Below are 13,065 nucleotides of genomic sequence, written 5' to 3'. Positions count from 1 at the left end.
CGAATCATGTGCTCTCACCCGCTTTTTGTGATGACTCAATTATACGACAAAAAAGGTACAGCCTCTTCAACTTTCTTGAAGGGCAGTACCTTTTTCTAAGAGCTAGACTTTTTCAGTGGCCTCGTCAATTCCCTACAGGCTTTGGGCGTGTGATTAACATTTTCTGCATGATTGCAGTGATCGTAGTCACCATCATGGCCTATGAAACCATTCTCGAAGGCTGGCATTTAATCCAGCATCCGGTTACCAGCGGCAGCGGCATTTGGCTGAACATCACCGTGTTATTGATGAACCTCGCGATCGACGGAAGCATCTTAATTAAAGCGATGAAGGAAATTACGAAGGAAGCCCGATTGGAAGTCAAAGGCATGGCGGTTGTTGCCGCCGCGTTTAAAAATGTAGGTCGCGCGGCCCCGCCCACTCGATTGGTGTTTTATGAAGATCTTGTCGCCGTGTCCGGCGCCCTGCTAGCCATGATCGCGGTTGTGGTTATTTCCTTGACCTCGTTTCAGCTTCTGGACGGTGTGGTCACCATCCTGATCGGGTTATTGATGGTCGGCGTGGCGTTCCGGGTCGGTTATGATAATATGATCGGGCTGATCGGTGTAGCGGCCCCGGCGGATGTCGAGGAAAAAGTAGCCCAACTGATTCTCTCCGAGAGCTTCGTAACGGATATTTATCAGATGCGGATTCTTCAGGAGGGGCGTTATTACCACGTGGAGGGGCTAATCGAGCTAAAACCGGGACTGGCCTTGGCGGAGGCCGATGATATTAAATTTAAGGTCCGCGCTCTCTTGCTTGAGGATCCCGATATTACGGATGTTACCTTAGGCATTCTGGAAGACAATGGCGTGAGAAACTGGGAGCCGGCCCACAGCCGCGTTTAACCGTGATAAAAAACCAGAGCAGCCTGCTGAATACAGCATGGACACTCTGGTTTTTTTGGGGGGATGTTACCAACCATCCCTTAGGTATGGTTGACCCTTAAGCTGTGATCGGACGGTTGTCCCGCCGCCGCAGGCTTCGGCTTGAAATGCTTCATATTGACTTTAATCAGCTTCGCGAGCTGCAGCAGATGCTCATCCTGGACAGGGATCGTATCGACGCTCAGCTGTCCATCCTTTAGCTCCGCCACCCGGAAGGCCGGGAGATCGAGACAGGCCGCGGTTTGCACAAAATGCCAATGCTCCCGGCTAGCGATCGAATGAATATGATTATGCCCACAGAAGTAATAGCCTGGAGCGGGCGTTTTTTTCAGGCTCGGCCAAATGTCGTCTTCCGGGTGGATGCGCAGCATGTCCAAATCCGATAAAGCCGTGGTCTCCGGGATCGGATGATGCCCGAACAGCAGCACCGGCTTGCTTCCAGCCTGAAGCAGCTCCTTGTCCAGCCAAGCCCTTTGCGCAGGATCGATTTCGCCGCCGTAATCCTTGTGGTCCATCTCCTTCGACGTATCGAGGAAAATCAACCGCGCTTCATCCGTGTCAATGCTGTGGTATCGCTGCTGACCCGTTAGCGCCAAGATGTCCGGCTTCGGCATCGAGTAGGTGTCATGATTTCCTAGCACATGGATGAACCTTCGCTGGCGCTCATCCTGACGCAGAAGGCCGTACAGCGCGCTGAGCTCCTCCGCCGCTCCGAAATTCGAGAAGTCGCCCAAGGAGATGTGGTAGTCCGCTTCGATGTCCAGGAACGCCTGAATCATTCCGCTAAAAAACACATCGCGTGCCTGAAACAGTTCCGAGTCGGCATCGGCATGATCCAGCCTCGGATAGTGAAAGTCACCCATTAACACTAGCTTCATCTTCTTTGTCGACCTCCCGTTTCAAGACTGTGGGCTATTCCGCCTTATCTGGTTTTTTCGCATGTCCTTGCTCCTGCCCATGAATCGCCTCGGCTGGGAGCAGACGGTCAATGGCATATAGATTCGCCAGCCGGGTCGGCGTGAAATCCGAGGCGAAGCCGAACGTGAGTTGCGCCTTCTGCGGATGCTTCAGGTCCGGGATGCGGATCGCCATGCCTTCCGGCTCCCGGAACGTGAGCGACTCGCCGGCCGAAATCAGCTGCTTATCCATCACCTCGCCCGTGCTCAAATCGACCGCGGTGATGTACGTGTTGTTGACAGGAACCGTGCCGTAGGAGGTGCCCTCCAGCAGGTACAGATAGCCGCCGTAGGAAGCGAAGCCCTGGAAGGTGCCGACCTGCGGCTGCGGCACGTCGGCCACCGGCGTGTAGTTGCCCGCCTTAACGTCGCTCAGGTTATAGACGCCGTAACGGAACGAGCCGTTCAAGCGGTATCGCATCGTTAGCAGGTTCGTCGCCGGATCCACGTTGACGGTAGTCCGGTCCGCCCCTTCGATCAAGCGGTACTTGGTAAGCTCTGGGGAGGTCGCAGTCAGCACCTTGCCGTTCTCGAAGGCGAATCGGGCGATCTGCGTTCCCCAGCCGCTGGTGCCCTCGGTAACTGAGTCGGTTTCGGTCCAAAGGTAGGCGGTTTCCCCGTCCGGCTCGACCCCGATCTGCACGCCGTGGCCGAAGCCCTTCAAGTACATATAACCGAGCTCATTGCCGTCCATATCGAGCTGCGTCAGTGCCAGGTCGCCGTTCTTGTCTCGGTTCGCTCCGCTCACCGCAGCGGCTTCCCCTGCCAGCTTCTGTCCGCCGGCCATCAGCTGAACGACATAAATGCGCTGATTGACGTTGTCAATGGCGAAGGATTGCAGCACCGTCCCGTTGTGCAGCTTGCGATTACGGATCAGCTCCGACGCCGGCTCCTGCAGTACGAACATTTTGGATTCCAGCGCTGACCTCTCCGCCATCACACCGGGTGCGGCAATGGGCAGCAGGCTTGTCATCGTCAGTCCGGCCAGTAAGGACAGGAGCCGGCGCTTGCGTAATAATCCACGTTTATTCACGCTCAATCACACTCTTTCCGCTATAGTTTTTACTTGGCCAGACTCTCTTGACCGCGAATTTTCATCGCCGGAAACGGATTATTGCACGTCATTAGCGTAGCCCCGCAGCCGATCGAGTAATAGACCTGGCGGTCATTATCCGGGCAATACGACCAGGCCAAGAGCCCCATCTTCTGATAGTCAGCGACCTTCTGAGGTGTAAGCAGCTTCATGCTCATGGCCACGGCCCACATTTTGGAATAGGTTCCTTCCGGGCCCGGCACGAAGTTGTACATGACCTCCTCCGGAAAGCCCTGCGTCCTCAGGCCGTAGGTGTCATGAAGATATGCGACAAGGTTGGCGTCAAAGCAGGTAAACACGCAGCGCGGCAAATCGCCGTATTCCTTCAGCATGGCGACCGCCTGATCGGCGGCCTGTACTGCGTCCGGACTCGATTTGATTTCCACATTCAGCAGCACGCTTGGGTATGCCCGAAGGAGCTCTAAGAGCTCCGCGAACGTTGGAATTTTGAGTCCCTCGAAGGGCTTGCCGAACCAGCCTCCCGCATCCAGCTGCTTCAGCTCCGCCAGCGTCAGATCGCCGACCCGGCCGGTGCCGTTCGTCGTGCGGTCTACCGTTTCATCGTGAATAACCATGACAACTCCGTCCTTGGAGCGGCGCAGGTCGAACTCGAGCATGTCGACACCGGCTTGCAGCGCCTTCTGGAACGCAAGCAGTGTATTCTCGGGATAGGAGCACTTCAATCCTCTATGGGCCGCCACCACCAGGGAGGCGTCGTTCTGCAACCGATCGATCATGAGTTTCTTCCTTTCTCTCTGCGGTTCAAGCCTTGTGGCATGGGGTGGCTCTACACCAGAATGACGTTCACTCCGGAATCACGGAACGGCTTGGCTTCGATCTCGGAAACGTCTTTGCCGGTAATGAGCGTATGAATAGCGGAGGACGGTGCGACCGCGTGCAGCGAGAGCTTGCCGATCTTCGATTCGTCAGCGACGACGATCACTTCCTGAGCTGCGGCGATCATCCCCTGCTTCGCCAATACGAGCTGGGCTTCCGGGTGAGTGAGACCGTGCTTCGGATGAACCGCCGGCGTGCCGATGAAGGCTTTGGATACGTGCAGCTGACCGAGCACCTGATTCGTGAACATGCCGTTCAGCATATAGCTGGACGGATACAGCTCGCCGCCGGTAACCATCACCTTGACGCCCGGAGCATCGCGCAGCTCTGCGGCTACATTGATGTCGTTGGTCACGACCGTTAGATTGGAGCGGTGCACTAGGTTCTTGGCGATCTGCAGCGTCGTCGTGCCCGAATCGATAATAATGTGATCGCCGTCTTCCACCAGGCTTGCCGCCATATGACCGATGCGCACCTTCTCGTCCAGCCGAACGTTCGAGCGCTCGTTAAACGGGGGCTCCCCCTGCGTCAGCTGCTGGACGATCACGCCTCCATGCGTGCGTTTGAGCGCCCCTTCCTGCTCGAGCTCGGCCAGGTCTCGGCGGATGGTCGCCTCATGCACCTCGAACTCAGCGGCCAGCTTAGCAACCGAAGCTACGCGCTGCAGCCTCACATATTCAATAATTCGCATTTTGCGTTCTGCGCCCAGCATTATGCTTCCCCCTCCTTAGCACATTGCGCCTTTATGTATAATTAATATTTAATTTATGTTTAATATTGCGCAATATTGATTTTAGGTTACTGCCGGAGCTTCAATATGTCAAGACATTTTATATAAATTCACCATTTCTTCGCGCATAGTTATTTTTAATATGAGCATATATGAGCATTTAGCATTTATCCGAATCCCCCTTAATAAATTAGGCACAAAAAAAGGCCTCCGAGACAATCCCCGGTGACCTTCGAACGGTGCCGCTTCTGCTTTATACCTTAATCTGAACCTTGAGTAAATCGGAATTCTTCCCGAGAATCACGAGCGCCTTCATGTTAAGCGGCCTCCCCCTCTAGATGACTTCGAGAAAATCCTTATCCGGTAATGGCGGATGCGGGACATGAGGCTCGACTTGATACCAATAGGCCACAGAGGCGATGTCATCTTGCAGAGGCAAATAACGTCGTCCCGCCGCCTCGCTGCGGCTCCTCCAGCCGAGCGCTTGGATCGTGACCCGCAAATCCTCCTTAAAGCGGATCGGGTCCATGATGTGCCAGCGGTACATGCCGAACCGTTGTTGGCTCTGATACAGACCGTCGGGGCGAATGACCTGCGGCAAGCCTAGATAGGCCGTCGAGAATTCACTGTACCGGCCATTCTCGCCCTTAGGAAACTCGAAGTTCCACGCGCCTCCGAAGTAATCTTCCGTTCCTGTGCCGCATATGGTAGGAAACTCCTTGTCCCCATCCATATAAAATTTGATTTCTCCCTCGCCCCACCAGTTGTTGTTATTCACGCCCCAGGCCATATACGTGCCGACATAATGCCCTTGCCCTTGAATATGTTCGACAATGGTATGTACTTCTTTGTAAGGCAGCGGATTGCTTCGGTGCCAATAGGCGTGAAAATAAGCCGCATCGTCCGGAATGTCCGTCAAGGAATACGTAATCTGAAAGTAGACCGTAGCCGGCTCTTCTCCCAGATTCTCGAGCGTCACCTTCGCCGATTGGCGGAAAGGCATTTCCCAGTAGGAATTAAATCCGCCATCGGGATTGGAGATGATCGGCATCGAGTTGACAGGCGTGTATTCACACCATCCATTGCAGAAAAAATCGCCGTAAGGTACTTGTACGGACGCATCCGATTCGTTATCCCAATAGCAGCGGAATACCAGCTTGCGCCAGTTTGTTTTATGCGTGGTGATCCAAATGTGCTGGATGACTCCCGGTCCTGCAATATCGGCGAGCGTGAATGTCGAATTGCCTGGAAGAACAATGGAAGGGGAGATCTTCCATCCTTGCCCCAAATCTCTACCCGGCTTCGCCCCCGTCCCTTCCGTGGCCATGCCGGCTTTGCCTTTCTCGCCTGTAAAATTCTCAGCGCTTATGGATCTTGTCACGGCATTCGAGATCCGCGAAAGATTTCCTAGTCCCATTCCTAAGCCGTTAAAGCTCATGAGCGATTTCCCTCCAAGCCTACTGCTTTAAACTTTCTGGTTTGCTCCGTGATCGCCACTTCCGTAGGCAGGCGCTCGATGCTGGAGGCTCCGAAAAAGCCTACGACACCGCTCGTTCGGCTAAGCACATATTGCGCGTCCTCCGGCTCTGAGATCGGCCCCCCGTGGCAAATGACCATAATATTCGGATTGACGGATTTGCCGGCGTCATGAATTTTTTGCACCAGCTCAGCCGATTCATCGAGCGTCAATGCGGTTTTGGCGCCGATGCTTCCCTTGGTCGTCAAGCCGACATGGGCCACCAGGACGTCCGCGCCGGCCTTGGCCATTTTCATGGCATCCTGCTCGTTAAATACATAAGGCGTGGTCAATAAATCGAGCTCGTGAGCTAACCGAATCATCTCTACTTCCAGATCGTAGCCCATGCCGGTTTCCTCAAGATTTTGCCTAAACACACCATCGCAAAGTCCGACCGTCGGGAAGTTCTGCACGCCTGAGAAGCCCATCTCTTTCAGCTGCTTCAAATAGACGTCCATCAGACGAAACGGGTCCGTTCCGCACACTCCGGCCAATACAGGCGTATGCTTGACGATGGGCAGCACCTCTCGCCCCATGTCCACGACAATTTGATTCGCGTCCCCATACGGCATTAACCCTGCTAAAGATCCCCTTCCAGCCATCCGATACCGTCCGGAATTGTAAATAATGATCATATCCGCGCCACCGGCTTCCGCACACTTAGCGGACAACCCGGTCCCTGCGCCCGTACCTACAAGGAAGTTCCCCTCTTCCAGCTGGGAACGCAGCCTTTTCAAAGCCTCTTGTCTTGAGATCGCCATCGTCTGTTCTACCTCGTTTCCTTTTCGAGCATATTCAGTAAGTGCTGAGCTATCGTATCGGCTACGGCCGCATCATTAATGTCCTGCTCCATAACCAGCAGCGTAATGTCCGCACGTAAATTGTGCTTGATGCCTTCATACAGTGCTTGCCTTTCCTGCGTGCCCTCGAACGCCTTGGAGGTCATATCCAGCAGCGACACACCGCCCTTCGGGAAAATGACGACTGTCGGCGCAGCGCTTTCGTTCAGCTTGCGCGCCAAAATTCGGCCCAGCTCCCGATTCTCCTCTACCGTGGTTCGCATCAAGGTCGTCGTGGGGTTATGCTGGTAGAACGTCCGCCCCTTAAACTGCTCGGGAACCGTCTCCGGCGGGCCGAAGTTCACCATATCCAATGCGCCGACGGATACGACCTGAGGGATGCGGGCTTGGCCTGCCGCCTCCAGTCGAGTGGGACCCGCGCTGAAGATGCCTCCGACCAATTCGTCCGCCAGCTCCGTCGTTGTAATATCGGCAACGCCCTTGATGTACCCGGCGCGGATCAGCTCCTCCATGGCCAGTCCACCGGTCCCGGTAGCATGAAAGACGAGCAAATCGTAGCCCTTCGCCTCTAAGGTCTCACGGACGCGGGTAGCGCAGGGGGTCGTCACGCCAAACATCGTGATGCCAAGCGTCACCTTGTCCTCAGTCGCTTCCTGCTCAGACTCTCTTTGCTGAATCATACCGGCCAGCGCATAAGCGGCGTTGCTCAAGATCGTTCTTGAAAGCCGGTTAATGCCGGCGATATCGACGACCGAGTACATCATCATAATATCTTTTACGCCGACATACGGTCTTGTATTCCCCGAGGCAACGGTGGAAACCAGAATTTTCGGAACGCCGATCGGTAAGGCCTGCAAGGCCGAGGCGGCTACGGTCGTCCCCGCGGTTCCTCCCATGCCAAACACGCCGCCAACGATGCCCTGCTCTTGAATTGCCGTCATGATCTGGGCTGCACCGCGTGTCATGACCGCGACCGCCGTGCCCCGATCGTTTAAGCTGCGCAGCTCGGCAAGCGCCATGCCGCCGGCCTTCGCCACCTCAACGCTTGAAATATCCGGAGCAAACCGGGGATCACCTAGGACCCCCGTATCAATCACGAACGTTTCAACCCCGCAAGACTCCAGCCTCGTTTTTACGAATAAAAATTCTTCGCCCTTCGTATCCAGCGCCCCGATCAAAACAGCTTTTTTGGCCATCGTATCCACCCTTTCGGATTATTCCCCGATCGTCTGACGATCTGCGGAAGAGTATGCAATAATCATCCGGCACGGCTCCCAGCTGGTGGTCTTGGCATTGTGCGGCACCCCGCGCGGAATGCGGAGCATCATCCCAGGCTCCAGATGGAACGATTCATCGCCCAACGTATGGTCGCATTCACCGGACAGGACGAAAATAAACTCCTCGCAATTCGGATGCACATGTCTTGGATTGGATACCCCTGCGTTAATGTACACCATGCCAAAGGTCATCTCGGCTTCGGGATCGATTTCTTTCCCGCAGAGCCATTGAATTCTACCCCAGTTTTCCTCAATCAACCGACTTGGATCTTGTTGTCTTAAGTCCGAAATCGTAGCCATATCGTCACACTCTCCTTTTTAACCTTCGTTAATAACGGCTTTCGTACCCTCTGGCGTAGTTCGATAAGCTTCGAACAGCTTCGCAATTTCGAGCGATTCCTCCAGAGTACCCTTTTGCGGCGGCTGGCCGGCTAGGATGCTTTCGCAGAAATGAAGCACTTCCGGAACATAGCCGAGATAGAAAATATTTTTGTTATACAGCTGGCCCAGCGAATACTCCGGCTCCCAATGCAGCGGTGCTACTTCATCATCGACAAGGTAGGAGGCCGATCTGCCATAGGCCGGACGATTCGCATTGCGGTAATACGTCAGCTTGACGCCGTTCTCCACGACCACATTGGCTCCATTGCCGACGACCTCCAGCCGCTCCAGCGGACTGCTTCCGGAGATGCCCGCCGTCAAATGCAGCGTGCCGATGGCACCGTTCAAAAACCGCATATTCGTGACCGAACCGCCGTTAAAGGGCTCCCGCTCGTAGGACATCGTTCCGATTTTGCCCATTAAATAGTTGATGATGGCACCTGGATGATATACATGGTCAAGCAAGCTTGTGAGCTTCCTCAAATCGCTGCGCTCGGAGAACTCCGGCATGCTTTGCGGATAGCGGACATAGATCGAGGACGGCGTTCCGAACTCCGGTGAGCTGATGATCTCCTTCGCCTTGGCAATAGCCGGGAAAAACACCTTCTTCAGACCGCTCATCGCAAACCGTCCGCTTTCCCTGCTGGCTTGGATTAGCTGCTGCACCTCATGGACGCTGGAGGCGGTCGGTTTTTCCATCCAAACGTGAACTCCGGCTCGAAGCGCCTCAAGCGCGATATCCGTAGCCTGCACCCGTCCGTCCGGGTGGTAGGATGTAACGATGAAGACAGCGTCCGGTTTTTCCTTTTGCAGCATTTCTCTGTAATCCGTGTAATGTGCTTTGGCGCCGAATTGACGCGCATACGCTGCTGCCCGCTCGGCATTGACGTCGCAGATGGCGGCCAAATCGACGGGAGCATATTGAAAGGTCGGATAAATATTGCGGAACGAATGCCCGCCTGCACCGATAAAGCAAACCTTCACTTTATTGTCGTACTCGAAGTTGTACTTCACTTTGGACTGTTCCACTTGAATCTCTCCTCTAGGCTATTTTAGTGAACCACTGGCAATGCCTCGTACGAATGATTTTTGCAGCAGAACGTAAATCAGGATGGAGGGGATAAAGGCCAGCACCACACCGGCAAACACAACGCCGTAATCCGAGGTGTTAATATTGGAAAACCGCACGAGCCCAAGCGGTATGGTTCTTTTCTCGTTGCTCACCAGCACCAGCAGGGACAGCAGAAACTCGTTCCACGACCCGAGAAAGCTGAACACGGATAGCGCCATAATTCCTGGCTTGGATAGCGGAAGCATCACCTTGCGAAAAACGCCCCAAGTCCCCGCTCCGTCGATGTACGCCGCTTCGACCAGCTCATCGGGCAAATCGCGGAAAAAGTTACGCATGAGATACACAGCGAACGGGACCTCAAGGCCAACCTCCGCAATAATGAGCCCTGCCAGACGGTCGATAAGTCCATAGCTTTTGAGCTGATAAAACAAAGGAATAATGACCGATTGCGCCGGCATCGTCATGCCGAACAGAATCAGGTAGAACACCCACGGATGCTTTCGGAGCCGCATTTTGGCGAAGGCGTAGCCGGCCGGGCAAGCAATGAGGGCAGTAAGCAGCATGACACTAACGGCTACTGTAAGGCTGTTCCAGAAATAAACGCCAAATTTCCCTTCCGTCCACGCTGTATAAAAGTTTTCCCATTGCCACGATCGGGGTAGCAAGGAGGCGCTGCCGAAAATTTCCGATTGGGTTTTGAAGCTGCTGGCGAGCACCCACAGGAACGGGGTGAGGGTAGCCAGCGTTAAGATGATCAAAACGAGGTAGACGGTATATTGATAAGCGCTGATCGAATTTTTAAACACGGACTAATCCCCCTTCCGATCCCGCCATTGGTTAAACAGCACCGTGAGCACGATGACGGCAAATCCGAGCGTTAATGCAGCAGCTGACGCCTTGCCGATCTCCGAGCTTTGAAACGCGTCGCGCCATACGTACACGGCTACCAGCTCCGTCGAATTGCTCGGACCTCCGCCTGTCATCGCCCAAACCGTGCCGAACCCTTTCAGCGAGCCGATGAACGCCAGGCTGAGCACCAATGTCATCGTGTTGCGCAGCGACGGCAGGGTAATGTACCAGAACTTCTGCCAAGGCCTCGCTCCATCGACGACGGCCGCTTCGTACAGCTGCGGGTCGATCCCCTGCAAGCCGGCCAGGAATATCACCATATAAAATCCGTAGGCCTGCCAAGAGCTCGCAATACTGATCGAAGGCAGGGCCAGCGTCGTATCCCCCAGCCAGGTCGTTGCCAGAAAGCCTGCGCCCATTTTTTTCAGCATGATATTAATGAAGCCGATGGTGGGATGATACAGCTGCGCCCAAATGATCCCGACGACGGAAAGCGAAAGCACATGCGGCAAAAAGCTCAAGGTGCGGAACAAGCTCTGACCGACGCGAATTTGGGCAATCAGCAGAGCCGTGACCAGCCCTCCACCGACCGCAAAAACAACGTGCATCACCCACCAAACCAACGTGCGATATAAGGAGGCGAGAAACCGCGGTTCCGACCATAGCGCCGTGTAATTGGAGAAGCCGACGAAGTCCATTCGGGGCATCATCCCGTCCCATTCGAACAGGCTGAGCTGCACGGATACGAGTAGAGGAATGAGAATGATGGCTGCATAAAAACCAAACGCCGGCAAAGAGAACAGGAGCGCCCAGCCATAGTCGAAAAGCTTCTTCCCGGAACGTGAGCGAGCTTTAGAGATTTGCTTGATCTCAGATTCAACGGTCGCATGCATTCATGTCTTATCTCCTTTCTCTAGCAGTTTCTAACTGCACTCACTTCTTAGCCGCAGCTTGCTTGGCCTTCGAAAGCTCCGCTTCGACCGCTTTCATGGCCTCTGCCGGCGGAAGCGTACCTGTCACAATGCCGTCGGCTGCGGCGTACCAGGCATCCTTCGCTTTGGCAGGCAAGTAGACGCTCGGATTGTAGCCTGCGCCGTTTTTCAGCATGGCTGTAGCCGCTTCGATGGCGGGGTCGTTCTTCACCTTGCTGGCCGCTTCAATGACAGGCACCAGGGCTCCCCCGTTGGCTGCGGCGATTTGCAAATATTCCTCGCTCGACACCCAATCCAGCCATTTATCGGCGGCGTCCCTATTTTTCGTCGTGGCGTTCACGACCCAGCTGTGGGCTAGACCCGCGCTTGGCCGTGCAGGACGTCCGGACTCCCGTGACGGAAGAAGGAACGAGTCGAACTTGCTCACATCGCCGCCCTTTTTCCGTTCGGATGCGATAAAGCCTTGCGAGGAAATCGTCATCGCCGCTTGCCCGTTGATGAAGGCGGCTTGCGCTTGGGCCTGATCAATTGCGCTGGCTTCCTTGCCGTCGACATAGCCTCCGTCCACGAGCTGCTTCAGCATTTCTCCGCCAAGGATGATTTCCTTCTGATCAAATTTTCCATTGCCGTAGATGACGTCCGTCATGCGGTCCTTCCCTGCGGATGCTTCCAGCAAGTTGCCGAGCATCCAACCGCCGCCGATGCCTTTGCGGAAGCCTGCAGCTATAGGGGGAACCTTGGCGCTTTTCAGCTTGGCACAAATGTCCAGAAATTCTTCCCAGGTGGTTGGGGGCTTTAAATTGTATTTAGCGAACATTTCCTTGTTGTAGTAAACGGAGAAGACATCGACCCCTTCTACCAGCTCGAACACTTTGCCGTGGCCTTGCGTTCGGGTTTGATCGATAACCCATTTCTGGTAGCGGCTCTCAATGTTGTACTTTTTGAGTGTATCTTCGATCGGAAGAATCAATCCGGCATCCGCTAGTAACCCGATCCGTCCGGGGCCGGAGCTGGCGACCATCACATCCGGTCCGCTTCCGGAGCGCAGCAGCGCCTGAATGGAACCGTCTTCAAAATCGTTATTGCCGGGGTTGAATTCAACCTTGATATTCGGGTTTTTCTTTTGGAAGGCTTCGATGACGGCTTTCGTATACTGGTATTCGATACCGCCGATCTTGAGGGTGACGGGTCCACTGGGCTGGGCGGAAGGCTTGGGAGCTTCGCCTTCTTGAGATTTGGCAGGAGCAGAGGCGGGAGGTGCACTGGCGCCGGGTGCGGCAGCACTGCATCCGATCATGGAGAGCATCGCTAAAGAAGTCACAACTGAACACGAAATTCGTTTCAAGTGAAACACCCCTTAGTTATTAATGGTTTTAAGTTCATCTTCCATACCCTAAAGTCATCTAATTCCTCCTTAGCAGTTTTCGTTTGTTCAACATTCATTATTTTTATTCAACTAAGTTTCATTGAGTTCATTATAATTCCCGTAGGCTATTATTGCAATCGTTTTCTTTCCAAATTTTAGGGCGGATGGCGACTAGATTTCCCAACCTAAAACTAGCCATTTTTCTTAGTTTAATGCTAATTTTCGATATATTTCCCCCTATTTATTATCAATTTGCGAGTCGAAAAGTCATGAAACAAAGTTGAACAACAATAAACTTACAGCAAATCGACCCTCTCCACCAATCACTTC

At 54.2% G+C, this 13,065-nt stretch carries 13 protein-coding genes; 1 reads left to right on the top strand and 12 read right to left on the bottom strand.

Annotation, left to right across the window (positions count from 1 at the left end; translation table 11 throughout):
* Positions 1-8: 8 nt before the first annotated feature.
* Positions 9-887, top strand: a complete 879-nt coding sequence (locus tag FPZ49_RS21655) for a cation diffusion facilitator family transporter (RefSeq protein WP_391563850.1) — start codon at positions 9-11, stop codon at positions 885-887.
* Between the two features lie 80 nt (positions 888-967).
* On the opposite strand, the gene FPZ49_RS21650 is transcribed toward FPZ49_RS21655, so the two are convergent.
* The 12 genes from FPZ49_RS21650 to FPZ49_RS21595 all read right to left on the bottom strand — a co-directional run bounded on the left by FPZ49_RS21650 (position 968) and on the right by FPZ49_RS21595 (position 12,714).
* Positions 968-1,804: a metallophosphoesterase family protein gene (locus tag FPZ49_RS21650; RefSeq protein ID WP_144850850.1), complete on the bottom strand. Its 837-nt coding sequence runs from the start codon at positions 1,802-1,804 to the stop codon at positions 968-970.
* 34 nt (positions 1,805-1,838) lie between these two features.
* On the bottom strand, positions 1,839-2,915 hold the full coding sequence (locus FPZ49_RS21645) for a phage baseplate protein (protein WP_144850848.1): 1,077 nt from the start codon (positions 2,913-2,915) through the stop codon (positions 1,839-1,841).
* Positions 2,916-2,944: 29 nt separating this feature from the next.
* Complete coding sequence (locus FPZ49_RS21640) at positions 2,945-3,712, bottom strand: glycerophosphodiester phosphodiesterase family protein (RefSeq protein WP_144850847.1); 768 nt, start codon at positions 3,710-3,712, stop codon at positions 2,945-2,947.
* A gap of 50 nt (positions 3,713-3,762) precedes the next feature.
* On the bottom strand, positions 3,763-4,524 hold the full coding sequence (locus FPZ49_RS21635; protein WP_144850845.1) for a DeoR/GlpR family DNA-binding transcription regulator: 762 nt from the start codon (positions 4,522-4,524) through the stop codon (positions 3,763-3,765).
* Between the two features lie 352 nt (positions 4,525-4,876).
* Positions 4,877-5,980: a glycoside hydrolase family 172 protein gene (locus FPZ49_RS21630; RefSeq protein ID WP_144850843.1), complete on the bottom strand. Its 1,104-nt coding sequence runs from the start codon at positions 5,978-5,980 to the stop codon at positions 4,877-4,879.
* Complete coding sequence (locus tag FPZ49_RS21625) at positions 5,977-6,819, bottom strand: phosphoenolpyruvate hydrolase family protein (protein ID WP_144850841.1); 843 nt, start codon at positions 6,817-6,819, stop codon at positions 5,977-5,979. Before FPZ49_RS21625 ends, FPZ49_RS21630 begins: the two co-directional genes overlap by 4 nt.
* A gap of 8 nt (positions 6,820-6,827) precedes the next feature.
* Positions 6,828-8,054 carry a Tm-1-like ATP-binding domain-containing protein gene (locus FPZ49_RS21620; protein ID WP_144850839.1) on the bottom strand — a complete coding sequence of 409 codons (1,227 nt, stop codon included), beginning with the start codon at positions 8,052-8,054 and terminating at the stop codon, positions 6,828-6,830.
* Between the two features lie 18 nt (positions 8,055-8,072).
* Entirely contained in the window at positions 8,073-8,435 is a 363-nt protein-coding gene (locus FPZ49_RS21615) for a cupin domain-containing protein (protein WP_144850837.1), read from the bottom strand.
* A gap of 18 nt (positions 8,436-8,453) precedes the next feature.
* Positions 8,454-9,545 carry a Gfo/Idh/MocA family protein gene (locus FPZ49_RS21610; RefSeq protein WP_222429942.1) on the bottom strand — a complete coding sequence of 364 codons (1,092 nt, stop codon included), beginning with the start codon at positions 9,543-9,545 and terminating at the stop codon, positions 8,454-8,456.
* Positions 9,546-9,563: 18 nt separating this feature from the next.
* A complete protein-coding gene (locus FPZ49_RS21605) occupies positions 9,564-10,394 on the bottom strand; it encodes a carbohydrate ABC transporter permease (RefSeq protein ID WP_144850832.1) in 831 nt (276 codons plus the stop codon).
* A gap of 3 nt (positions 10,395-10,397) precedes the next feature.
* Positions 10,398-11,330 (bottom strand): carbohydrate ABC transporter permease, encoded by a 933-nt coding sequence (locus tag FPZ49_RS21600; RefSeq protein ID WP_144850830.1) that lies wholly within the window; start codon positions 11,328-11,330, stop codon positions 10,398-10,400.
* A gap of 40 nt (positions 11,331-11,370) precedes the next feature.
* Positions 11,371-12,714, bottom strand: a complete 1,344-nt coding sequence (locus tag FPZ49_RS21595) for an ABC transporter substrate-binding protein (protein WP_144850828.1) — start codon at positions 12,712-12,714, stop codon at positions 11,371-11,373.
* Positions 12,715-13,065: the final 351 nt, after the last annotated feature.

Origin of the sequence: Paenibacillus cremeus, from assembly GCF_007786445.1 — a bacterium.
Classification (GTDB): domain Bacteria; phylum Bacillota; class Bacilli; order Paenibacillales; family NBRC-103111; genus Paenibacillus_G; species Paenibacillus_G cremeus.
This window is presented reverse-complemented; position numbering and strand designations above follow the sequence as displayed.